Origin of the sequence: Tolypothrix sp. VBCCA 56010 (assembly GCF_050875635.1) — a bacterium.
Classification (GTDB): Bacteria; Cyanobacteriota; Cyanobacteriia; order Cyanobacteriales; family Nostocaceae; genus Hassallia.
The window spans coordinates 1-21,338 of record NZ_JBPAOH010000137.1; the positions used below are offsets into that span (position 1 = coordinate 1).

The window sequence follows — 21,338 nt, forward strand, 5'->3', positions numbered from 1 at the left end:
AATATGAGGATAAATGGGAGATTTGGTTAGATATTAAGTTACAGTTACTTACCCTCAACCTACAAATTTTTTTTGCAACATTTTAGGCTTGTCACGCTAGTAGTAGCGTGGCAAGGCTAAAATAGTGCATTAACAAAAAAGCAGAAAACATTGATTTATCTCAATTTTATCAAAAATCTATTGCAACATTTTAGTCTTGCCACGCCAGTAGGGTGTGTTATTGCTGAGGGTACGGCACCATCCGAGACTTTCGGTGCGTTAGGACGTTCCGTCCATAACGCACCCTACCAGATTCTTAATTTCGTTTCTTAATAATATAAAAAACACGAACAATATGAAATACACTGCCTTCTTTACCAGCCTATTTATTTTCGGTCTTAGCATTCCAGCCCAAGCTTGTCCGTCAGGAAACCCCAAATCTACCGAATATATTCGTCGAGATGACAATCGTTGTGAGGGAATTAAACAGCGAAATAGCGATAGGGGTTTGCGCTTGATTTCTTTTGCGACTATTGGCATCAATAGCTATCCCAATACTCTCACATTAAAAATTCCCAGTATTGCCAACGCGACCCCAGATGTTAGGGTGCAATCTCTGGGCAAAAACTATATTTTGGATAACGTGTCTCTCACATCAAATAATTCTCTATTTACTTTTTCCTGGAATCCTTTTGTTTTAAATCAAGCGCAAATTCTCCCAACTAGTCTGCGTGCCTTAGCTGATGTGAATCTGGGTTCCCAAGTGGTGTATGTTCCAGTAATTTTAGAACGACCTTCCGGACAATATCAATTTGTGTTTTATACTCCCAGTCGGGCAAAATTTCCTACTTTTCAAATCCGGCGTAATGGTAAAGTTATTCACACCAGCCCTCGCAATAATTTCCAGGGTGGGGAAGTGGTTTTTAATTGGGATGGCAAAAATATTCCTGCTGGTCGCTACGAGCTTTATGTAATTGCTGAACAAGAGCAAATCGGCAGACCACCGGAGAAAATCCCCAAACAAATTACCTTTGAACACAACCCAAATTGGCTGAGGTAAATTATGGTACGCAGGCAAAAACCACGGCGAAAAATCGATTTTACCAAGCTGTTAAATAAATTTAAGAATTTTCCGAGAAATAATCAATTCCAAAAAATCAAAGACTTTTTCACCCAAAAAAGTACATTTATTTTGGGTCTAGTTATCCTATTAATTTGTATTTACTTGATTTTTACATCATTATTTTGGCGCGGTATTCACGTCTTTGAAGGTAACTTGACTACCGATAAAATCAGCTTTATTTATGCAGGTAATCAAGATAATAAGCTATTTATTAACTCGATTCGGGAAATTAAAAAATTTGAACTACAAAGCCAGCAGACTTTAACTTTTACAGGTAAATTTAGTAGCATATCTGACGCAAAATTAAACCAGCTACAGCAAATCACAGTAAAATTAACCAACGCAAAAAGTAAATTAATTCTCGAACCATCCGAACCCAAAAAGCCGAGTGAAATAGAACTGACTGAGATTAGAATACAACCAAATACAGAAATTAATCAACTTACTTATAATTCCTATGGAGATATTTTATCTTTTTGTTTAGACAAAGGTAATAATCCCGAAAAATTATGTTTGCAAACAGATACAAACTCTATAGATGCTGCTAAATCTTCTCCAACCAAAGCAACAAAACTCGGTAAATTAAATCTCGAAATTGGCAGTCAACCCCTAAAAGTTAATTTAGAAGGTTACAGTATTGCCGAGTTAGGTAAAAAAGATACTCCCGAAAATCCGAACCCAATTGAATTTATCTTTACTCCCCAATCATCTCAGTTTGAATTCAATTTAACTCCACCGACAACATTGTATATAAACTTACCAAAAGTAACTCCTGAAGTTTCCAGCCAATGGTTGCGAGGAAACTTAGCTGTAGAAAATGTGAGATTTACCCGCAGCGATCGCACTGGCAATGTGGAAGATGATTTGGAAATTTCCACCATCCTCGAAGGTAAAGTCCGCATGGCAGAACAGGAGTTGGAATTGAAACCCAATCAGTTTTTTATCACAGGCAAGCCGGGAATTGAGTTATTGGCTAAGATGCGAGTGCGATCGCAACCACCTCAAGGTTTGCAAGTACGTTTCTCAGGAAGAAGTGAAGGTATAAAAATCGGGTTAGACCCCAATTTTATCGTTGATAGCATTCGTCCCAGCTTTTTAGCCAAATATCTCACAAAAGATGCTATCTCTGCCTTAATTTCTTTTTGTGGAGGTGTCGCAGGTGCTTTATTACCCTTGTTACTGGCTGCAAAATCTGATGAAGAAGATTCAAACAATGCTAATTCGCCATAATTAACAGTTCTAAAGTTGATTCCGAGCTTTTAGTCGCAAATATTGCTCAACTAATTTATCTGTAATCTGATTAGCTGGTGCATCAAGTACTAATACACCTTTTTGCTTCAACTGTGCAAAGGCAACTCGCCGTTGGGCTAATAAATCTAAGGCGACAGCACGGGCATAAGCATGTGTAACATTTTCCGTAAAGGTGTGTGCTAAATTATCAACTTCGGGGTCGCGCAAGGTGACGCAAAATGGCAGATAGCGCGGTGCAAGTTTGGAGAGTGCGGCGAGGAGTTCGGCGGAGGCTGTGACATCAACTAAGTCAGTAATCACCACTACAAGCGCCCTGCGGGTTTGTTGTCGCACAACATTGGTGACTGCACCCAAATAATCAGATTCTAGCAATACTGGTTGAATCGGAGTCAGGCGGTCTATGAGATTACCTAAATGATGTTGTCCGCGTTCTGGGGGAATCCACGTATGTATCTGGCGGTCAAATACACCAAGTCCGACGCGATCGCCTCGATGTAATCCCGCCAAAGCTAAGGACAATGTTGCATTCAAACCCCAATCAAATCGCTGCAAACCTTGTACTTTTGCTGTCATCAACCGTCCGCGATCGAGTAAAATCAGTAAGGTCTGCTCTTGCTCTGGTTCCAAAACCCTCACCAGTGGCGATGCATTTCCATACGCACCTACGCGACGTGCGGTAGCTTTCCAATCAATAAACCGCAAATCGTCTCCTGTGCGATAGTTTCGCAGTTCAGCAAACTCTGTCCCCATACCCATTTGCCGTTGACGCATGGAACCGGATGATTGTAGTGTCAAACGAATTGAAAGTTCGCGCAAGCCAATTAAATCTGGATAAACCTTAACTCGCAAACTTTGCGGAATCTTCCAATCATCCCACGCTAAACCCCAAAGTCCCAATTGTCGCACCTGAATATCGCCCCAAGCAAACTCTCCTCGCTGCGTCGGCTTAACGGTATAATTTAATTCTTCGGTGCTGTCACTCTCCACAGCAGCACGGATTGTTGGTGTAGATACGCCAAAATTACTAGGGGAGTAATCACGGATAAGAATTACGGCGTTTGTGTTACTTTTTACGGTTAGCACCACCGGGTTATCGCGTCCTATTGATAGTCGCGGTGGTAAGTCGCGCTGTATTTCTACACGGTGAGGACGCGATCGCCTACCGTCTACAATCATTAACGCCAAAATTATGACATCAAATAGTAAAGCGATCGCGATGCTACTTGATATATTAAGAAACATTGCGATAATTGGTGCGATCGCAATTCCCGAAACTAATAAAAAATAAACTTTTCTTGCAGGAACCATAAATTCGTTGATAATTTCAATTTTCGGCTTGACAGCTTCAAATCAAATTTAAAATTCAGAGTAAGTATAACAGTCCTAAATCAATATCCCCAACTTCGCGAAGTCGGGGATATGAGAAATAAGAGTAAATTTTTATGACGAAAAACGACATTCATTTATCCGAGATTCATTCCATCAGTTTCCGAGACTAATATTTTACCTTCACCGCTATAAATCCAAACAAAACCTTCTCCACCTCCTTTACCAAAATGACCTAATTTTCGGTAATCTTCTTCAATTTTATTTGTAAATCCTTTAACCATGTCATAATCAGCAATTAAAGTTTCGCCTTTTTTGAGTTCAATAATTTTAGTTGGTGCAATTGTACCTGTAATAACTTTAGCTTCTTGCCCAGATAAAGCTCTAATAGCAATTCTCCATCTACCATCACTAGAACCAGACATTTGGCGAAATTTTAATCGTTTGGTACCGATAACTACATTGTCAGAACAAAATTGAAATATCCCATCATCAAATTCCCATTGTTCTTGTTCTGACAAATCAATAGATGTGTAATGTAAAAAATATCCTTTTTGTTGAGGTTCAAGATACACCATACCAGTACCTTTATAAACAGGAGCGTTGTAATCAACTTCTGTTGTCAAAGATATCCATATATCTTTGAGACGACTATCAGTTTTATAAATACTGTAATTTAATTTTCCCACACACCTATGTAACGAGCCTTTTTGAATGACGACTCCGGAATTTTCTAGTTTAATTTCCACTTGCTGAACAAATGGAATATCTTTGGTGGGATGGTAATATTTGTTAGTTTCTTTATTGATGTTATTTTGTAGATACCATAAATCAGTTGGTTCTAGAATCTTAACTTCGTGTCGCATAAATTTTCTCTCATTTACTTAAACTAATTGAGTATAAATTATAAGTTAATTGAGAGTTATGAGTTTGAAGTTTTATTTTTTTAATTAAACACTTCTTCACAACATTGCTTTTTTAGTACAGACGTGACGCGCTTTTCGAGTACAGACGTTCCACACCGAACGTCTCTACTTTTTTCACCTTGGTACTGATACTTTATTAATTATTGAGGCGATCGCAGCATCAAGTTGCAAACCATCCAGCATTGCTTCTGGTTTCAAAATGAGGCGATGACGCAGCAAAGGTGCTGCAACTGCTTTAACATCATCTGGGGTAACAAAATCTCTTCCACTCAACCATGCTGCTGCTTGAGATGTCTGCAACCAAGCACCAGTAGCGCGAGGAGATGCACCCAAAGCTAAATCGGGGTGTTGACGCGATGCTTTCACTAACGCCAAAAGATAATCAACGATCGCTTCCGATACTTTAACTTCTTTTACCGCTTGTCGCGCCTCTAATATTTTGCCTACTGTTGCGACTGATTTCAAACGTGCAATATCCAAGCGTCGCGCTGCAAAACCGGCTTGACGATTCAGTAACATTTGCTTTTCCGCAGCTTGATCTGGGTAATCTACCACCAACTTAAACAAAAACCTGTCTAATTGCGCTTCTGGTAAAGGATAAGTTCCCTCAAATTCTAAGGGATTTTGGGTTGCGATTACCCAAAATAACTCAGGCAAAGGCAAACTTTCACCATCTAGCGTTACTTGCATTTCTTCCATTGCTTCGAGTAACGCTGCTTGTGTTTTCGGGGGAGTGCGGTTGATTTCGTCGGCTAATAGCACCTCTGTAAATACTGGCCCTTTTTTCAGGGTGAAATTGCGGCTGTTCAAGTCAAAAATATTTGTACCAGTAATATCCGATGGTAAGACATCGGGGGTTAGTTGAATTCGGCGAAAGTCGGCTTGAATCAATTGTGCCAGCACTTTCACCAAAAGTGTTTTACCAGTTCCCGGTACTCCTTCTAAAATTATGTGTCCACCCGCTAGCAGTGCTATTAATATCTGCTGTATTAGGGTGGATTGTCCGACAATTATACGATTTAATCCTTGTTCGAGGCGAGTTAAGGCAGGATGATTATTCATCAGAATATGTGGGTGGAAACCCCGTCCTTATAGGACGGCTTTTTAAAGATTTGTGTCTCTCACATTATTTGTGTAATAATGTGAGAGACATTATTGTGAGGTATATGGAACAGGCTTTCCGCTATCGCTTTTACCCAACCCCCGAGCAAGAAACCTTGCTGCGGAGAACATTGGGTTGTGTGCGTTTGGTCTATAACCGAGCGCTGGCGGCTAGAACGGAAGGCTGGTACGACAGACAAGAGAAGATTGACTACATTCAGACCTCTAGCTTGTTGACTGGATGGAAAAAACTTGAGGAGTTGGACTTTCTCAACGAGGTAAGCTGTGTGCCATTGCAGCAGGGATTGAGACACCTTCAGAAGGCTTTCACCAACTTCTTTGCAGGTCGTACTAAGTATCCCAACTTCAAGAAGAAACGCAACGGTGGCAGTGCAGAATTTACTCGTTCTGCTTTCCGATGGAAAGACCGGCAGTTGTGGCTGGCAAAGTGTGCCGAGGCATTGCCGATTCGTTGGAGCCGTCCACTTCCAGATGGGTGTTCTCCCTCTACCATCACAGTCAGGCTCGATGCTAGGGGGCGTTGGTATGTCTCGCTGTTGGTGGACAACCCCAACATCAAATCCCTGCCCATAGTCGATAAGTCGATAGGGTTGGATTTGGGCATTACGAGCTTGATTGCTACTAGTAACGGCGACAAGGTGAGTAACCCAAAACCGTTTAAGCGTCTGTACAAAAAACTTAGACGTGTTCAAAAAGTACTGTCTCGTACACAGAAGGGATCTAACAATCGAGACAAAGCACGAGTTCAAGCTGCTCGTGTTCAAGGAAAGATTGCTGACACCCGCAAAGACTTTCTCCATAAGCTGACGACTCAACTGGTGGGTGAAAATCAAACCATCGTGGTTGAGGATTTGGCAGTTAAAAACATGGTGAAAAACCGTAAGTTGGCGCAGTCTATTTCTGATGCCGCATGGTCGGAGTTGGTAAGACAACTTGACTACAAATGCCGCTGGTATGGTCGAACTTTGGTAAAGATAGACCGATGGTTTCCCAGCTCTAAACGCTGTGGGGACTGTGGGTATATAATCGATAAAATGCCGTTGAATGTCCGAGATTGGGTTTGTCCTAAATGTAGTGCTAGCCATGACCGAGATATCAACGCGAGTAAGAACATTTTGGCGGCAGGACTTGCCGTGTCAGTCTGTGGAGCGAACATAAGACCCAACAATCATGAGGTTGAAGGGCAGTTGCTAAAAACCCGCAAGGGAAAGAAGCAGAAACCTAATTCGTGAGTTTTAGGAATCCTCGCCCTTATAGGGCGGGGTGGATGTCAAATTGTTAATTTTGGCGTTGCATAATATTGCGATGAACCGTAGAGACGTTCCGGCGGAACGTCTCTACAATGTGTAAAATTAATCAACATGTATTGTCAAATCATCCCCCAATATGCAACGCCTTAATTTTTAATCCGAAGACTTTGCCATTTTCCTAACCAGCTTATCAAGTCTCGCTCACTCATGGGTTGTTGTCGAGATTGTACCTTCAATACTGCTTGTAGTTCTGCCGCAGTCGCACCTGTTTTCTCTACCCAAGCGTCTATCAAAGTTTGATGTTCCATCAGGACTTGCCCTAATCCTAAGGCTTTTTGCAGTTGCAGTTGTTCTTGTTTGCCTACCATCTCAACAACAAAGTCGTTTTTATCGGCTTTTTGCAAGACTCCTGCTAAAGCTTGGATGTATGCTTGGCTATTGTTAATTTCTGGTATATCGTCAGTTTCTCGTTTACCAAAGCGGCGATTTTGTGCCCAAATTAACACGCCAAGGAAGGCGATCGCTTGCACTAACATCGGTAATAAAGGAGTTTTCGCCAAATAACTAAATAAGTCTCCTTCACCTTCACTCTTTCTGACGCTGGCATCTTTGTAGCCGTGGATATACTCATCTACAAATAGGATGTTACCTTTGCTGCTCACTAAATAAGCTAAGTACTGGAAATTACTTAAGTTATCTTGATAAGCATTAGCTGCTAAATAAGGAGTAGTCGCAAAAATCGCTTTTCCTTTACCATATTGCTTTTCCCAGACTACCGCACCAAAGCGATCGCCTAAATCAACTTCTTCCCCTGCCGACAATTGCCGCCGCCGTCCGGTATCAATATTGACATCGCCAAACGGTGATTTTTGCATCGTGCTAAATTTGGCTGCTGTAACATCTGAACGCACACCTAAAATTACCAAATTATTGCCTTTTTCTAACCATTTTCGCTCTTGAGGGGAAATAATTGGTGTTTCTAGGTAGCTGTTTACTTGTAAAAGAGTCACAGGACGTGTTTGTGTCTCTAATTCTTTAAAAGGCTTTTGCCAGCGTTGGATAGAATGCCGCTGTTGCATAAAAGCATACCACGCGCCATAGCCATCAGGAGCGCGGTTATAAGTGGAACCAATATTAATTTTGCTATTGCTGGGAGCAGCGATTAAACTAATTAAAATTATGACCGAAGCGGCGATCGCTCCAAACCAAACAACCCGATTTGAGCGTTTCATCGTTAGTGGTTAGTGGTTAGTGGTTAGTGGTTAGTTGTTGGTTGTTAGTTGTTGGTTGTTAGTTGTCTCCATGCCCAATGCCCAATGCCCAATGCCCAATGCCCAATGCCCAATGCCCAATGCCCAATGCCCAATGCCCAATGCCCAATGCCCAATGCCCAATGCCCAATGCCCCATTACCCATTCCCAATTTCCCGATATGCTTCCCGACACTGCTGATAATTTTCTAAGGATATCTCAGTATCATCAAAGCATAATTGCTCGTGGGTGGTAATCAAAGTTTCATAAGGCTGCATCGGAGTAACTTTATATTGTAGCAATTGCAGATATTCTCCATCAGTGCGGCTGAATTTGTGAGGCGCGATGGTAGTATCGTGCAAGTGTTGCAACATCGCCAAATAAAGACAACGAATAGCCTCACGGTAATTATTTTGATGATAGAGTTCTTGCGATCGCGCCAACCACCCAGACACTGACAAATCACTCTCGCCGATTTTTACTTGAGAATTAGCACTATTTCTAGCTCTAAGCCTCGCATACAAATAAGGGCTAAATACTCGCCACAATCGCCAACCTAACCAAATTAAAAACAAAGCTAGCAAAAGCCAAAAAACAAAGTTCAGCAACTTACCCAGCCAAGAATTATCAATCGACCAGGAGTCAGGCAATTGTGGAAAATCCAGCTTCAAGCCAGACAATTGGTACTCCACCCATTCTCCCACCTGTTGCCGCAACACAGACAACTGCCAACTCCAACTTGTTTTTTCAAACGATTCTGTAGACATAGGGGGAATGGGGGGAGATGGGGAGATGGGGAGACAAGGAGACAAGGAGACAAGGAGACAAGGAGACAAGGAGACAAGGAGTCAAACTCGAAGTTTCGAGTTCGGAAGCTGAAGTTTCGAGTTCGGAAGCTGAAGTTTCGAGTTCGGAAGCTGAAGTTTCGAGTTCGGAAGCTGAAGTTTCGAGTTCGGAAGCTGAAATTTCGAGTTCGGAAGCTGAAGTTTCGAGTTCGGAAGCTGAAGTTTCGAGTTCGGAAGCTGAAGTTTCACCTTCTGAAGCTGAAGTTTCACCTTCTGAAGCTGAAGTTTCGAGTTCGGAAGCTGAAGTTTCGAGTTCGGAAGCTGAAGTTTCATGTTCTGAAGCTGAAGTTTCATGTTCTGAAGCTGAAGTTTCATGTTCTGAAGCTGAAGTTTCGTGTTTCAAACAAAACTTTATATCATGTCCGGCTAATTAGTTATGATTCCCATAGTCATTGCACCCCACCCCGATCAGCCCCTCCCCGCTTGCGGGGAGGGGAGACAAAGCGTAGCTTTGGCGGGGTGGGGTTCTCCGAGTTTAGTAAGCAATTAAGCGGACATAAATTACACCGTTTCTTTATAAGCATACGCCTAATTAGCCCACGCAGATGTTCCTTGTTCGTAGAGCCAGCTTTTTCTAGGGTGAGGGCGATAAAATAAAATTGATATTAGAATCCGTCACGCCTTAGCAAGATGAATTTGTACTCTCAATTTATCATGCCTCGCTTGCTCGACTGGAGCATGAGTGATGCGAGTCTAGCCAATTATCGTACCTCTGTTTTGGCACAGGTGACAGGCGAAACTTTAGAAATCGGCTTTGGGACAGGATTAAATTTGCCCTACTATCCCAAACACATCAAAAAACTGATAACAGTTGATGCCAATCCTGGGATGAATGCACTTGCCTTGAAACGCATTCAAGCTTCAGATATTCTTGTCGAGCATAACGTACTCAATGGCGAAAATCTACCTTTCGCTTCGCAAAGCTTCGATAGTGTGGTTACTACTTGGACATTATGCAGCATTGCCAACGTCGAGCAAGCTTTAAAAGAAATTTACCGCGTCCTTAAACCGCAAGGAAGATACTTTTTTATCGAACATGGATTGAGTAACGATCCGAAAGTGCAAGTTTGGCAAAATCGTCTCACCCCGATTCAAAAAGTCATTGGAGATGGTTGTCATTTAAACCGCAACATCAAGCATCTGGTTGAAAATCAGTTCAGCCACTTGACAATCGAACAGTTTTATAGTGAGAATTTGCCCAAAATACTTGGCTATCTCTACAAAGGTGTAGCACTCAAACAGTAGTAAAAGTTCGTAGTAACCACTAAAGTGGTTAAACTAACGACTAGTGGAGTCTCAGTGCAATGATTAATCACAACAGATTGGTAATCGGAATCGACTGTAGTACCACTGCCTGTAAAGCGATCGCTTGGAACAAACAAGGAAAAGCTGTAGCCGAAGGACGGGCAACTTATCCTTTATTGCAACCACAAGCAGATTGGTATGAGCAGGATGCAGCGCAATGGTGGTATAGTACTTGTGATGCTATCAAGCAATTGCTGACTCAGATAGATACCAAACAAATAGAGGCTGTTTGTATCACCCATCAACGCGAAACTTTTGTCGCTGTAGACAGTGAAGGTAAAGCTGTTCGCAATGCCATTGTCTGGATGGACAAACGCAGCCGTCAGCAAGTGAATTTTTTGGCAGAGAAAATCGGCAAAGAAGAAATTAACCAACTGACCGGTAAACCAAATTCCATGACTCCTTCTCTAGCCAAAATTATTTGGCTAACTCAGCATGAAGAGGAAACTGTTAGCCGCACCCATAAATTCTTAGATGTTCATGGTTATTTAATCTATCAGTTAACCAAAAATTTCCGCACTAGTTTAGCTTCTGCTGACCCAATGGGAGTCATAGATATGCAAGCTAATACTTGGGCAGATAATTTACTTTCTTGTTTAGGACTACAAACAGAACAATTTGCCGAGTTAGTACAACCAGGTTCGATAATTGGCTATGTTAATGAAAGTGCAGCAGCAGCCACCGGATTACCAGATAATTTACCAATAATTGCTGGTGCTGGAGATGGTCAATGTGCAGGTTTGGGTGCAAATGCTGTTGGCAATAACCGCGCTTATCTAAATTTAGGCACTGCGATCGCCAGTGGCATCATTAGCAGTGATTATTTGGTAAATCCAGCCTTCCGTACTGTGTATGCACCTATTTTGAAATCTTATTTTCTGGAAACTGTATTACACGGTGGTGTGTTCACAATCAATTGGTTTATAGAAAAATTTGCCAACGACTTGCGCTATAACAATTTAAACCTCAGTGCGGAAGAAATTCTGGAAACGGCAGCCGCAAAACTACCTCCTGGGGCAGATGGGTTAATGTTAGTACCTTACTGGAATCATGTGATGAATCCCTATTGGGATGCGTCAGCCACTGGTATTACTATCGGTTGGACGGGAACACATGGACGGGAACATCTTTATCGAGCAATTTTAGAAGGTATTGCTTTTGAACAAAGGCTTGTAGGGGATGCTGTCATGGCAGCAATACAGCAAAAGTTCAGCGAGTATGTAGTTATGGGTGGTGGCTGTCAAAGCCCTCTTTGGTGTCAAATTATTGCTGACATTACAAATGTGCCAGTGGTGCGTGCTACAACTACCGAAGCCACTTGTTTGGGAGCAGGAATTATCGCAGCTGTTGCAGTGGGGTGGTATCCTGATATTAATATTGCTGCTGAATCGATGACGGGTACTGGCTCACGTTTTACACCAGATTCTCAAACCCAAGCTATTTATGAAAAACTTTACACCGAAGTCTACAAACCATTATTTCCTACCTTACAGTCATTAGTGCAGCGCTTGACTGATTTAACTCAAGTAGGACTTACGCACTCCTTCATGAATAACGAACCGCAAAGGCACGTTCGCGCTTCGCGTCTCGAAGAGAAGGACACGTTCGCGCAGCGTCTCGAAGAGAAGGAATAGGAGTTTGAGAGATATTTTGCGTAAGTCCTATCAAGTTCAAAAAAATTAGTTAGGTAACAAATATGGCGAGAATTTTAATTTTGGGTGCTGGTGTGATGGGAACTGCTTTAAGTGTTCCTCTGACTGATAACGGACATATCGTTAATTTAGTTGGGACGCACCTAGATGATGATATTATTGCCAAGTTACAAGCGGGTTATGCCCATCCCCGCTTGGGTATTCAGGTGGCAGAGAGTGTGACAGCTTATAGCTATCACCAATTGGGTGAAGCTATAAAAGGTGTAGATTTAGTTGTCATTGGCGTTAATTCTCACGGTATAGAATGGGCAGCTCAAGCTCTTGGTTTGGTATTGTCAGTAGATATTCCCATCTTGGCAGTCACGAAAGGATTGGCGGGTGATGGCGAAAAATTATCGATTTTGCCCGATGTTCTCTGCGCTAATTTGCCAGATGGTGTACGCGATCGCATTCAAATTGCTGCTATTGGCGGACCTTCGATTGCCCAAGAATTAGCAGCTCGTCGCCATACTTGCGTCATGTTTACCAGTACAAATCCAGCTTTATTACAACACTTAGCTGAGTTAGCGCGTACTCCTTACTATCACATTTGGACAAATACCGACATTATCGGCATTGAAGTGTGTGTAGCGCTGAAAAATGTTTATGCTCTTGCAGTCGGCTTAGTTATCGGCTTCTTGGAAAAAGCAGGTAAAGCTGTCAATGATGCGGAAATGCACAATTTGGCTGCGGCTATCTTTGCTCAAGGTATGTGGGAAACAGCCTACTTAGTAGACAAGATGGGAGGCAAACCCGAAAGCGTTTACAGTCTTCCCGGTGCTGGCGATTTGTACGTTACCTGTCAAGGTGGACGTAACAGCCGTATGGGACGTTTGTTAGGTTTGGGTATTCCCTACAGCCAAGCTAAAGCAGAATATATGCCAAATGATACTGTTGAGGGTGCTTCCTTTGCTTTAGCAATTGGGCAAACCGTAGAAAATATGATTCACAAAGGTGATTTGGATGCGATCGCCCTTCCTTTATTACGTACCATGATTGATATTGTCTGCCATAATGCCCCGGCAATTATTCCTTGGGAGAAGTTTTTTACTAGATAGCTTCATCGGGGCGATCGCTTCGGCACTTTACTACTTTCTTCCCGCTACAAAATTACCTATCTTCTTTTTCTTCCTCCTTCGTGTCCTTCGTGTCTTCGCGGTTCGTTAAATAAGTATTCTACCCTGCGGGAAGGGAGTAGACTATAACTCTTAGTTCACACTTCATACTTTGATAAATGCTCAACAAAGCGCTCTCCAACAAGCTTGGCTATATTGGATAATTAATATACAAGTAGTGGCTCTTATAGTATTAATCAAAGAGCCAAGAGCGCAAGCATATGTCAGAATTGTGGACTAATTTTTTTACATCATCTCCATTTATTCCCCACGGACACTGTTATCTGTGGAAAACAAATTTAGTCGGGCTACACTTATTGTCCGACGCATTCATCGCACTAGCTTATTTTTCCATCCCCATCACACTGTTCTTTTTTGTCCGGCAGCGACGGGATTTGCCGTTTGACTGGATATTTCTGTTGTTTGCTGCCTTCATCGTCGCTTGTGGCACGACGCACTTGATGGAAATTTGGACGCTGTGGTATCCTACCTATTGGTTGTCGGGAGCAATTAAAGCGGTTACGGCAATGGTATCTGTATTTACCGCCTTACAACTAGTCCCCCTAGTGCCGCAAGCTTTAGCACTGCCAAGTCCAGCGCAACTAGAGCAAGCTAATCAACAACTGCAAATACAAATAAAAGAACGTCTGCGGGTGGAGTTGGAGTTAAGAAAATATCAGGATAATCTCGAACAGTTGGTAGCGCAGCGTACCAATGAACTTATCCAGACTAACGCACAATTACAGCAGGAAATTGTCGAACGTCAGCATACAGAAGCAGCACTACGTCAAAGCCAAGAAACCATCCGGCAACAGCTGACAGAGATTGAAGCTATTTATACTAATGCCCCGATTGGACTGTGTATGTTGGATACTAATTTCCGATATATTCGTGTCAACAAGCAGCTAGCCGAAATTAATGGCATTTCAGAATCAGAACATCTGGGACGAACTGTACACGAGGTATTGCCAGAGTTAGGAAAGGTGCAAAAGCCAATCTTTGAGGAGATAATTGCCACGAGATTACCGGTTCTCAATCATGAAGTCCAGGGTGAGACACCAGCCGTACCTGGGATTGAGCGGTCATGGGTGGTTAGTTACTATCCCCTCCAAGATAGCGATCGCCAAGTAGCAAGTATCAACATTATTGTCCAAGAAATTACCGAACGCAAGCGAGCCGAGCAAGAACGAGAAGCGCTATATACTCGCGAACAATTTGCCCGTCAACAAGCTGAAACTGCCAACCGCGTCAAAGACCAGTTTCTTGCCATTCTCTCGCACGAACTCCGCACACCCCTCAACCCCATTTTGGGCTGGGCAAAACTGCTGCTAACTCGCTCTTTTGATAGCGCTACCATTGTTAAGGGACTCACTACCATCGAACGCAATGCCAAATTGCAGATTCAACTGATTGATGACTTACTCGATGTCTCCCGGATTCTCCGCAATAAACTGATTCTAGAAATTAGTTCTGTAGATTTAGCAGGCGTAATTACAGCAGCACTAGAAACAGTGCGCTGGGCAGCAGAAGCTAAAGCTATGCAAATTCAGCTTCAAATTGACCCAAATGTAAGTTTTGTTTGCGGTGATTTTAATCGTCTCCACCAAGTTATCGGAAATCTACTCTCTAACGCTGTCAAGTTCACACCCTCTGGTGGACGGATAGAAGTTTGTTTAAGGCAAAATGGCTCTTGTGTCCAAATTAACGTCAGCGACACGGGTAAAGGTATTAGCCCTGATTTTCTGCCTCATGTATTTGAATACTTCCAACAAGCAGATAGCAGCACAACCAGACAGTTTGGCGGGCTGGGGTTGGGATTGGCGATCGTGCGTAATCTGGTAGACTTGCATGGGGGGAGTGTAACGGTAGAGAGTCCGGGAGAAGATAAAGGTGCAACGTTTAGCGTGAAATTACCTTTGGTTGCAGCTTCGCTTGTGTTGCCTGAAAACAAATCAACTAAGTCTTCAACTCTACCGAATTTAGTCGGGGTGAAAATTTTTATTGTCGAGGATGATGATGATTCCCGCGATTTTCTCTGCATATTGCTACGAAAATCTGGGGCGATCGTCACAGCAGCAGCATCAGCACTAGAAGCATTATCTAATTTTACTAACTCTCAACCAAATATCTTGTTATGTGACATCGGTATGCCAGAAATGGATGGTTATAGCTTTATTCGTCAAATCAGAACTATGTCACCAGAACAAGGTGGGAATATTCCCGCTATTGCTTTGACTGCTTATGCTGGTGAGACTGACAAGCAGCAGGTATTAGCAGCAGGTTTTACCAAACATGTTGCCAAACCAGTTGTGGTACATGAATTAATTGCTTCGATCGCAGAACTGGTAAAGATTTCGTAGTAAGTGTTTTAACGCTTAAATAACGTAACTTGCTTTTTTTACCATGCCCAATGCCCAATGCCCCATGCCCCATGCCCAATGCCCCATGCCCAATGCCCCATGCCCCATGCCCAATGCCCAATGCCCAATGCCCAATGCCCTTTAAATCAACTTCATTTCTTTCAAAGAGTGACGTAATTTCTTTGCTTCATCAGGGTTGTATTTTTCATGAAGGACGATCGCCTGACCAAAAGCTGATAAACTATCTTGGACATTGCCTAGTTTCAACCAAGCAACGCCCAAGTTTTGATAAGCTTCTGCATAGTTGGGATTTAATTTAATCGCTTGAGTATAAGATGCGATCGCTTCATTCAACAATCCCAAAGCCTTAAACGTCATTCCCAGATTATAATGTCCGGCAGCAAAATTAGGATCGATTTGCAAAGCTGTTTCGTAAGCAGCTTTTGCATATTTTAAATCTCCCGCTGCCTTGAGTAAGTTACCTAAATTGTTGTATGCTCCTAACTTGAGCATTGGGTAAATATGTAACTTGATTGCAGCGGTATAGTGTGCCATCGCTTGTCTGGGATTTTGCAATCGAGTGTAAGCAATGCCTAAATGATAGTAAAGTTCGTATAAAATCTCATCGTTAGCTTGTTTAGAAGCAACACCTTTAATCAACAACTCTAACCCTTGGGCAATTTTACCAGTTTGCACATATAAAGCACCTAGCTTGCTGCATACATAAGGGTCATCAGGATGATTGACAAGAAAACTTTCCATACCCGCTTGTGCTTTCGCGTATTTATTTTGTTGAACGATCGCGTTTTTTTGGTATCCTTCATGCAGAATTGCCACCTCTGGTAAATAGCCTATCTGCCAATCGGATTCTTTAGCTAAAATTGCCGATACACTATCATCCACCAAAGCATGATATGGACGGGAAAAGCAGATATCCGGATGTTTTCTAAACAACCGCGAAACCATAGAATAAGGAGATTGTTCAGCACCAACTTCACTTCGTACTAAATTAATTAGAAGATGCGAATCACTTTGTATAGCTTCTTTGATATGCGGTACAATCTTAGGAGTGAGAGTTTCATCTGCATCCAATACTAAAATCCAATCACCTGTAACGTATTTTAAAGCATCATTGCGGGCAGCACTGAAATCATTGCACCATTTAAAGTGATGAACCTTTGCACCGAATTGTTTAGCGATGTCGGGAGTTTTATCTGTAGAACCCGTATCTAATATTATTATTTCATCTACAACATTTTTTACACTACCCAAGCACTTAGGTAGCGTAGTTGCTTCATCTTTAACGATCGTGCATAAACTGATCATAACTTGCCGTCATCCAAACTTGAGCGCAAAGACAGAATGAGAGCTATATATAAAGTTGGGTTTAATTAACCCAACTTTGATATACTTCTTATATTACGCCGTTTTAGCGTTCTCACCGGATGCTTCTTCTGTATTAGTTTTTAAGCGATTCATCTTGCTTCGGCGGACACGTTCGCTTTTACGAACACCACCAGCCATTTCATACTCACGGCTATCTTTACCGTATTTAAAAGCTATTCCAATCAACATTCTTTCTGCAAGATCGCTCAAGTTTTTTTCTAACTGAGCAATCTCGATTTTATAAGAGTCTATCACACATAGAGCCGTGTTATAAGCATCAATTTTTGTTCGTAACTGCTCAATTAATTGTGTCATATTTTGCAAGCTCCGAGCATCGCCAAAATCCAAACTTGGATCGATCGCTTTTAATCCAGCAGCTCTTAACTCAGCTTTTTGCAAAAAGGGCGATGTACGTTTTTTCCGAGACATAAGTATACTCCGATAAAAAGATTATACAGCTAGCTTGCCCTACAAAACCTGCATTCTCAATCAGCATAATTAAGGATTTTTTGTGCGTTTTGAAACTTTATAAAGTCCCAAAACCTAGTAATTTCTCTGATTTTTCCTTCAAGTCGGGAATCTGAACCTTATAAATAACGACAGCTTCAACGTTCATAACAAAGCGATTAGTTTTGGTCACGACAACTTCTGCATTCATAACCAAAGCTTTAACGTTGGTAACGACAGCTGTTATTTTCATAGTCGCAACTATTTAGGTAATCCGAAAGTGCCGACAGTTTTTGTTTATTTACTTGATGAAAATAAAGAATATCAAGTTAACGCATTTCGAGGACAAGATAAAATATTATCGCGAACATTTCCAGAATTAGTTTTAATTGCCGAACAACTATTTACTGCTTATAAATAGGTAGATATAATTAAATATGAAATAAAATCTTAGTTCGTAGTGAGCGATTTATCGCTCATATCTGACAGCAAACTTGACTAAAAGTAAAGACAACAGACAGCATCATGAACATAAAAGCAATTATCCATCCAGCCGAAGAAGGTGGTTACTGGGCAGAAGTTCCTGCTCTTCCCGGTTGCATTACCGAAGGTGATACGATAGAGGAGGTATCAGCTAACTTGAAAGATGCAATTGAAGGATGGCTTGAAGTTGCTTCTTCCAGTCACAAACTAGGGCAAAGCGATCAAGTTGTCGAAATCGCGGTATGAAATCTGTATCTGGTAAGCGACTGTGTAAGATTGTCGAACAAAAAGGCTGGATTTGACAGAGAGTTACTCTTAGCCATCACATTTACGAAAATCCTGTAACAAATCAAATTATTTCGATACCAGTTCATAAAAATAAAGACCTGAAAATTGGAACTTTAAAGGCTTTGATGAAAATGGCTGAGTTAATTGAGTCAGATTTGATTTAGCAATGAGAGAAACTGAGAAACGAAGGATAATAAGGTAGATGTTGCTTTCCTAATTTTCTCAACTCTCCACTTCCCAGGCAAAGCGATCGCTTAGAGACTGGTTACGATTCCCTGACAGCAAATAACCAAATTTACTGCTGAAACTTTCAATCAACGCACATCTTCTCATTTGCATTTCCGCGACTTTTAAGGCTTTCTCAGGTAAAGCCGTAGTTGTAATCAAAAAAGCGATCGCTGCATTTCACCACTGACTATTATAGAAGCAGAGATTGCGATCGCCTACATTCACCTCAAGGTTTTTTGACTTCACATGTCGTTAGTGCTTTAGCTCTTTTCACAAATTTATCATCAAAAGTGTAGAATTGAGTATGATGTTGACTTTGGGCTAAATGAAAAGCATCCGCAAAATCTAAGCCAGCCTCATGCCATTGCAGCACCTGAGCAATCAAACTTGTATTTGTCAGATGAACATTGGGTAAACCAAAAAGCTTTCGCAACGCTGCACATATTTCTTCAGGTTTAAACTTATAGGCAAACCTTAACACCCATTCAGTTTCGAGAATAACCGTATTGGTATAAAAACACTATCGTTTTTGAAATCTAGACTCTTTTGGTACTGTATTTCATCATCTTGGGTCAACAGCCGTACAATAATATTAGTATCAACTGCGACCATGCCATGACTCCTCTACACCTTGACGAATGGCATTATCCATGTCTTCAATAGTTTTTGGTGTACCTTGATATTTCAGGCATCCTGCAACATTATCCAAAGTAGTTTCGGGAAAAGATTTCTTCGGCTTCAAAAGAATACCATCACCCATCTCAATAATAATTAGTTCCTGACCAACTTCCCAGCCATGAGCCTTTCGCAATGTTTCAGGAATAATTACTTGCCCTTCATCGGAAATTTTTGTGTCCATGAGGTGACAAAGCAGAAAAATAAAGATTTTGTAGGAATTATAGCTATTTCCTCAAAATGATAGCTGGATGTTATCAATCAAAGGTGCGATCGCTTATCGTTACCAAGACCAAAAATTGCGATCGCTTTTTTGCTAGCACTACAACTCAAATGCGATCGCTCCTTTAACTGGTTAGGATTAGCTGACAGCAAATAACCAAATCTAGTGGTGATACTTTCAAAGAACGCACATCTGCTCAAAAGCATTTACGCTACTTTTAAAGCTTTCTCAGGTAAAGCGATTCTCCGTAGGAGAGGCTACGCCAACGCATCTGGCAAAAGCTTACCCTGCTCGTGATACCATTCAATCAGAGATTCAATTACTTCCTGTCCGTGTTTTGCAGCTTCTTCGTAAGTTTTGCCATGAGTATGAAATTGCTGCCAAGAAAATTCAGGTAAATGTACCAAGTAGCAATTATCCTCATCTGACCATTGGATTACCATGCTGTAGCGATGGTTCATTGTTCCTCCTCAATTTCTTTTAGCTTTTTCAACTATGAAAGCATACGAGTTTCCAGCCCAAATAACTACCGAAGGTAAAATTGAACTACCCGATGCGGTTTTGCAGCAGTTACCGCATAATCAGCAAGTTAAAGTAATTATTTTAGTCGATGAGTCGAGCGAAGACGAAGATGATGATAAAGCGTGGCATCGTCTTGCTACCGAGCAATTATTGAAAGGTTATAGCGAAGAAGATGCTATCTGCGACACGATATAGGTAATGCAAAATTATCAACCTAGTTCTTCCGATAAGTCCACGAAGATAAAATATAGTATATTGCTGTTAATACAAAGTAAAAATGCTAAAAACCCTCTGGGCTACTGTTCGACAAGGAAAAATAGAATTATTGGAGTCAGCAGAGTAGGGGCACAGCATTGCTGTGCCCCTACTTCTACCTGATGATGAAGCTGATTTCTGGGTTAAAACTAGCCAAGTTTCACTTAATGCAGTGTGGGATAATACTGAGGATGATGTCTATGCCCAGCTACTTGAAAAATGAAGCTTGGCGTATAATATTCATGTCCACCTAAACAAGCTGTGATTTGTAATGAGTGACAAAGAAGCAGTGCTTGAACTTGTAAAGCGTTTACCTGCCACCGTATCTTTACGCGAAATTCTGCGGGAGATTGAGTTTATTGCAGCTGTTAAAGAAGGTTTAGACGAGATCGATCAAGGACAGGGCATATCTGTTGAGTCTGTAGAGCAAATGATGGCAGAATGGACTACAACGTAATATTGTCTTTAAAAGCAGTTGGAGATTTGGAAGCGATTGTTCGGTATATAGCATTAAACAATCCAGAAGCAGCCAGAAAGGTAGGGCAAAATCTGCTCAACAAAACCAAGGAACTAGGTCAGTTTCCATTTAAAGGTCAGATAGTGCCGGAATTCAACAGTTCTGATATTCGGCAAGTAATTCTCAAGCCATACCGAATTGTGTATCGAGTCGAAGAAGATAAAAAGCTTTGCAGTATTGCTCGGTTCTGGCATTCATCCCAAGAAAACCTGGAACTTTGAGGAAGATGCCGCAAAAAGAAGCATTCAACAAATATGGTCTTCAATTTGATAACAGATTTTTTTGCTTAAGACATTCCCTCACTCCACTCTCCCCTCACAACCTACTGCTGAATCACTCTAATCAACTCCAACGCTTTTTGGTACAACGCTGTATTTCTTTGTTGTCGAGACAGTTCAGCAGCTTTTTGCAAATCAGCAATTCCCCCCTGCTTATCTCCCAAATCAGCACGGGTAACACCCCGGTTGTAGTAGGCATTGGCATAGTTAGGATTAATCTTGATGGCAGTATTGTAATCAGCAATTGCCCCCTGCTTATCTCCCAATTCGTCGCGGACAACACCCCGGTTGCCGTAGGCATAGGCTAAGTTAGGATTAATCTTGATGGCAGTATTGTAATCAGCAATTGCCCCCTGCTTATCTCCCAATTCGTTGCGGACAAGACCCCTGCCGTAGTAGGCATTAGCTAAGTTAGGATTAATCTTGATGGCAGTATTGTAATCAGCAATTGCCCCCTGCTTATCTCCCAACTCCTTGCGGACAACACCCCGAC

29 protein-coding genes are annotated in these 21,338 nt (G+C 41.7%); 15 read left to right on the top strand and 14 right to left on the bottom strand.

The genetic code is table 11. From position 1 onward, the window contains the following. Nucleotides 1-334: 334 nt before the first annotated feature. Both AABK37_RS31835 and AABK37_RS31840 read left to right on the top strand, forming a co-directional pair. Nucleotides 335-1,039: a hypothetical protein gene (locus AABK37_RS31835; protein ID WP_432555477.1), complete on the top strand. Its 705-nt coding sequence runs from the start codon at nt 335-337 to the stop codon at nt 1,037-1,039. Nucleotides 1,040-1,042: 3 nt separating this feature from the next. Further along, the gene (locus AABK37_RS31840) at nt 1,043-2,332 is read left to right on the top strand and encodes a hypothetical protein (protein WP_432555478.1); all 1,290 of its coding nucleotides are present in this window, start codon (nt 1,043-1,045) and stop codon (nt 2,330-2,332) included. 9 nt (nt 2,333-2,341) lie between these two features. Here the strand turns inward: AABK37_RS31840 and AABK37_RS31845 are convergent, their stop codons facing one another. The 3 genes from AABK37_RS31845 to AABK37_RS31855 form a co-directional block, all read right to left on the bottom strand. After that, nucleotides 2,342-3,661: a DUF58 domain-containing protein gene (locus tag AABK37_RS31845; protein ID WP_432555479.1), complete on the bottom strand. Its 1,320-nt coding sequence runs from the start codon at nt 3,659-3,661 to the stop codon at nt 2,342-2,344. Nucleotides 3,662-3,816: 155 nt separating this feature from the next. Then, nucleotides 3,817-4,545: an AIM24 family protein gene (locus tag AABK37_RS31850; RefSeq protein WP_432555480.1), complete on the bottom strand. Its 729-nt coding sequence runs from the start codon at nt 4,543-4,545 to the stop codon at nt 3,817-3,819. A gap of 174 nt (nt 4,546-4,719) precedes the next feature. After that, nucleotides 4,720-5,667: an AAA family ATPase gene (locus AABK37_RS31855; protein WP_432555481.1), complete on the bottom strand. Its 948-nt coding sequence runs from the start codon at nt 5,665-5,667 to the stop codon at nt 4,720-4,722. A gap of 104 nt (nt 5,668-5,771) precedes the next feature. Here AABK37_RS31855 and AABK37_RS31860 point away from each other — a divergent pair, with 104 nt between their 5' ends. Further along, nucleotides 5,772-6,959: an RNA-guided endonuclease InsQ/TnpB family protein gene (locus AABK37_RS31860; protein WP_432555482.1), complete on the top strand. Its 1,188-nt coding sequence runs from the start codon at nt 5,772-5,774 to the stop codon at nt 6,957-6,959. A gap of 164 nt (nt 6,960-7,123) precedes the next feature. Here AABK37_RS31860 and AABK37_RS31865 read toward each other — a convergent pair whose 3' ends face one another. Continuing rightward, nucleotides 7,124-8,209: a DUF4350 domain-containing protein gene (locus AABK37_RS31865; RefSeq protein ID WP_432555483.1), complete on the bottom strand. Its 1,086-nt coding sequence runs from the start codon at nt 8,207-8,209 to the stop codon at nt 7,124-7,126. Between the two features lie 51 nt (nt 8,210-8,260). Between AABK37_RS31865 and AABK37_RS31870 the strand changes: the two genes are divergently transcribed. Then, nucleotides 8,261-8,428 carry a hypothetical protein gene (locus AABK37_RS31870; RefSeq protein WP_432555484.1) on the top strand — a complete coding sequence of 56 codons (168 nt, stop codon included), beginning with the start codon at nt 8,261-8,263 and terminating at the stop codon, nt 8,426-8,428. Here AABK37_RS31870 and AABK37_RS31875 read toward each other — a convergent pair. Next, the gene (locus tag AABK37_RS31875) at nt 8,386-8,994 is read right to left on the bottom strand and encodes a DUF4129 domain-containing protein (RefSeq protein WP_432555485.1); all 609 of its coding nucleotides are present in this window, start codon (nt 8,992-8,994) and stop codon (nt 8,386-8,388) included. The genes AABK37_RS31870 and AABK37_RS31875 overlap by 43 nt on opposite strands. 17 nt (nt 8,995-9,011) lie before the next feature. Here AABK37_RS31875 and AABK37_RS31880 point away from each other — a divergent pair, with 17 nt between their 5' ends. The 5 genes from AABK37_RS31880 (at nt 9,012) to AABK37_RS31900 (ending at nt 15,543) form a co-directional block, all read left to right on the top strand. Beyond that, nucleotides 9,012-9,446, top strand: a complete 435-nt coding sequence (locus AABK37_RS31880) for a hypothetical protein (protein ID WP_432555486.1) — start codon at nt 9,012-9,014, stop codon at nt 9,444-9,446. Nucleotides 9,447-9,702: 256 nt separating this feature from the next. Further along, nucleotides 9,703-10,317, top strand: coding sequence for a class I SAM-dependent methyltransferase (locus AABK37_RS31885; protein WP_432555487.1), 615 nt, complete (start codon nt 9,703-9,705; stop codon nt 10,315-10,317). A 59-nt stretch (nt 10,318-10,376) separates the two neighbouring features. Continuing rightward, nucleotides 10,377-12,011 (top strand): FGGY-family carbohydrate kinase, encoded by a 1,635-nt coding sequence (locus AABK37_RS31890; protein ID WP_432555488.1) that lies wholly within the window; start codon nt 10,377-10,379, stop codon nt 12,009-12,011. A 62-nt stretch (nt 12,012-12,073) separates the two neighbouring features. Further along, nucleotides 12,074-13,126: an NAD(P)H-dependent glycerol-3-phosphate dehydrogenase gene (locus AABK37_RS31895; protein WP_432555489.1), complete on the top strand. Its 1,053-nt coding sequence runs from the start codon at nt 12,074-12,076 to the stop codon at nt 13,124-13,126. A 278-nt stretch (nt 13,127-13,404) separates the two neighbouring features. Continuing rightward, entirely contained in the window at nt 13,405-15,543 is a 2,139-nt protein-coding gene (locus AABK37_RS31900) for an ATP-binding protein (RefSeq protein ID WP_432555490.1), read from the top strand. A 141-nt stretch (nt 15,544-15,684) separates the two neighbouring features. Here AABK37_RS31900 and AABK37_RS31905 read toward each other — a convergent pair whose 3' ends face one another. The 3 genes from AABK37_RS31905 to AABK37_RS31915 all read right to left on the bottom strand — a co-directional run bounded on the left by AABK37_RS31905 (nt 15,685) and on the right by AABK37_RS31915 (nt 17,629). Further along, nucleotides 15,685-16,869: a tetratricopeptide repeat protein gene (locus AABK37_RS31905; protein WP_432555491.1), complete on the bottom strand. Its 1,185-nt coding sequence runs from the start codon at nt 16,867-16,869 to the stop codon at nt 15,685-15,687. 93 nt (nt 16,870-16,962) lie between these two features. Then, on the bottom strand, nt 16,963-17,358 hold the full coding sequence (locus AABK37_RS31910; RefSeq protein WP_432555492.1) for a hypothetical protein: 396 nt from the start codon (nt 17,356-17,358) through the stop codon (nt 16,963-16,965). 97 nt (nt 17,359-17,455) lie between these two features. Then, nucleotides 17,456-17,629, bottom strand: a complete 174-nt coding sequence (locus tag AABK37_RS31915; protein ID WP_432555493.1) for a hypothetical protein — start codon at nt 17,627-17,629, stop codon at nt 17,456-17,458. Nucleotides 17,630-17,656: 27 nt separating this feature from the next. Between AABK37_RS31915 and AABK37_RS31920 the strand changes: the two genes are divergently transcribed. From AABK37_RS31920 to AABK37_RS31930, 3 genes are all read left to right on the top strand, one after another. Further along, nucleotides 17,657-17,797: a hypothetical protein gene (locus AABK37_RS31920; protein ID WP_432555494.1), complete on the top strand. Its 141-nt coding sequence runs from the start codon at nt 17,657-17,659 to the stop codon at nt 17,795-17,797. A gap of 104 nt (nt 17,798-17,901) precedes the next feature. Then, on the top strand, nt 17,902-18,105 hold the full coding sequence (locus AABK37_RS31925) for a type II toxin-antitoxin system HicB family antitoxin (protein WP_432555495.1): 204 nt from the start codon (nt 17,902-17,904) through the stop codon (nt 18,103-18,105). An 80-nt stretch (nt 18,106-18,185) separates the two neighbouring features. Then, a complete protein-coding gene (locus tag AABK37_RS31930) occupies nt 18,186-18,311 on the top strand; it encodes a type II toxin-antitoxin system HicA family toxin (RefSeq protein ID WP_432555504.1) in 126 nt (41 codons plus the stop codon). Nucleotides 18,312-18,369: 58 nt separating this feature from the next. Here AABK37_RS31930 and AABK37_RS31935 read toward each other — a convergent pair whose 3' ends face one another. The 5 genes from AABK37_RS31935 to AABK37_RS31955 all read right to left on the bottom strand — a co-directional run bounded on the left by AABK37_RS31935 (nt 18,370) and on the right by AABK37_RS31955 (nt 19,734). Continuing rightward, nucleotides 18,370-18,534: a hypothetical protein gene (locus tag AABK37_RS31935; RefSeq protein ID WP_432555496.1), complete on the bottom strand. Its 165-nt coding sequence runs from the start codon at nt 18,532-18,534 to the stop codon at nt 18,370-18,372. Between the two features lie 67 nt (nt 18,535-18,601). Beyond that, the gene (locus AABK37_RS31940; protein WP_432555497.1) at nt 18,602-18,856 is read right to left on the bottom strand and encodes a type II toxin-antitoxin system VapC family toxin; all 255 of its coding nucleotides are present in this window, start codon (nt 18,854-18,856) and stop codon (nt 18,602-18,604) included. 117 nt (nt 18,857-18,973) lie between these two features. Next, nucleotides 18,974-19,234 carry an AbrB/MazE/SpoVT family DNA-binding domain-containing protein gene (locus tag AABK37_RS31945; protein WP_432555498.1) on the bottom strand — a complete coding sequence of 87 codons (261 nt, stop codon included), beginning with the start codon at nt 19,232-19,234 and terminating at the stop codon, nt 18,974-18,976. Nucleotides 19,235-19,311: 77 nt separating this feature from the next. Beyond that, nucleotides 19,312-19,479, bottom strand: coding sequence for a hypothetical protein (locus AABK37_RS31950; RefSeq protein ID WP_432555499.1), 168 nt, complete (start codon nt 19,477-19,479; stop codon nt 19,312-19,314). Between the two features lie 51 nt (nt 19,480-19,530). After that, nucleotides 19,531-19,734, bottom strand: coding sequence for a type II toxin-antitoxin system HicB family antitoxin (locus tag AABK37_RS31955; RefSeq protein ID WP_432555500.1), 204 nt, complete (start codon nt 19,732-19,734; stop codon nt 19,531-19,533). Nucleotides 19,735-19,768: 34 nt separating this feature from the next. Here AABK37_RS31955 and AABK37_RS31960 point away from each other — a divergent pair, with 34 nt between their 5' ends. From AABK37_RS31960 to AABK37_RS31970, 3 genes are all read left to right on the top strand, one after another. Beyond that, complete coding sequence (locus AABK37_RS31960) at nt 19,769-19,990, top strand: hypothetical protein (RefSeq protein ID WP_432555501.1); 222 nt, start codon at nt 19,769-19,771, stop codon at nt 19,988-19,990. Nucleotides 19,991-20,321: 331 nt separating this feature from the next. After that, nucleotides 20,322-20,507, top strand: a complete 186-nt coding sequence (locus AABK37_RS31965) for a hypothetical protein (protein ID WP_089127676.1) — start codon at nt 20,322-20,324, stop codon at nt 20,505-20,507. Continuing rightward, nucleotides 20,492-20,788: a type II toxin-antitoxin system RelE/ParE family toxin gene (locus AABK37_RS31970; RefSeq protein WP_432555502.1), complete on the top strand. Its 297-nt coding sequence runs from the start codon at nt 20,492-20,494 to the stop codon at nt 20,786-20,788. Before AABK37_RS31965 ends, AABK37_RS31970 begins: the two co-directional genes overlap by 16 nt. 101 nt (nt 20,789-20,889) lie before the next feature. Here the strand turns inward: AABK37_RS31970 and AABK37_RS31975 are convergent. Further along, nucleotides 20,890-21,338 (bottom strand): tetratricopeptide repeat protein (locus AABK37_RS31975; protein WP_432555503.1); only part of this gene is annotated, 449 nt, incomplete at its 5' end.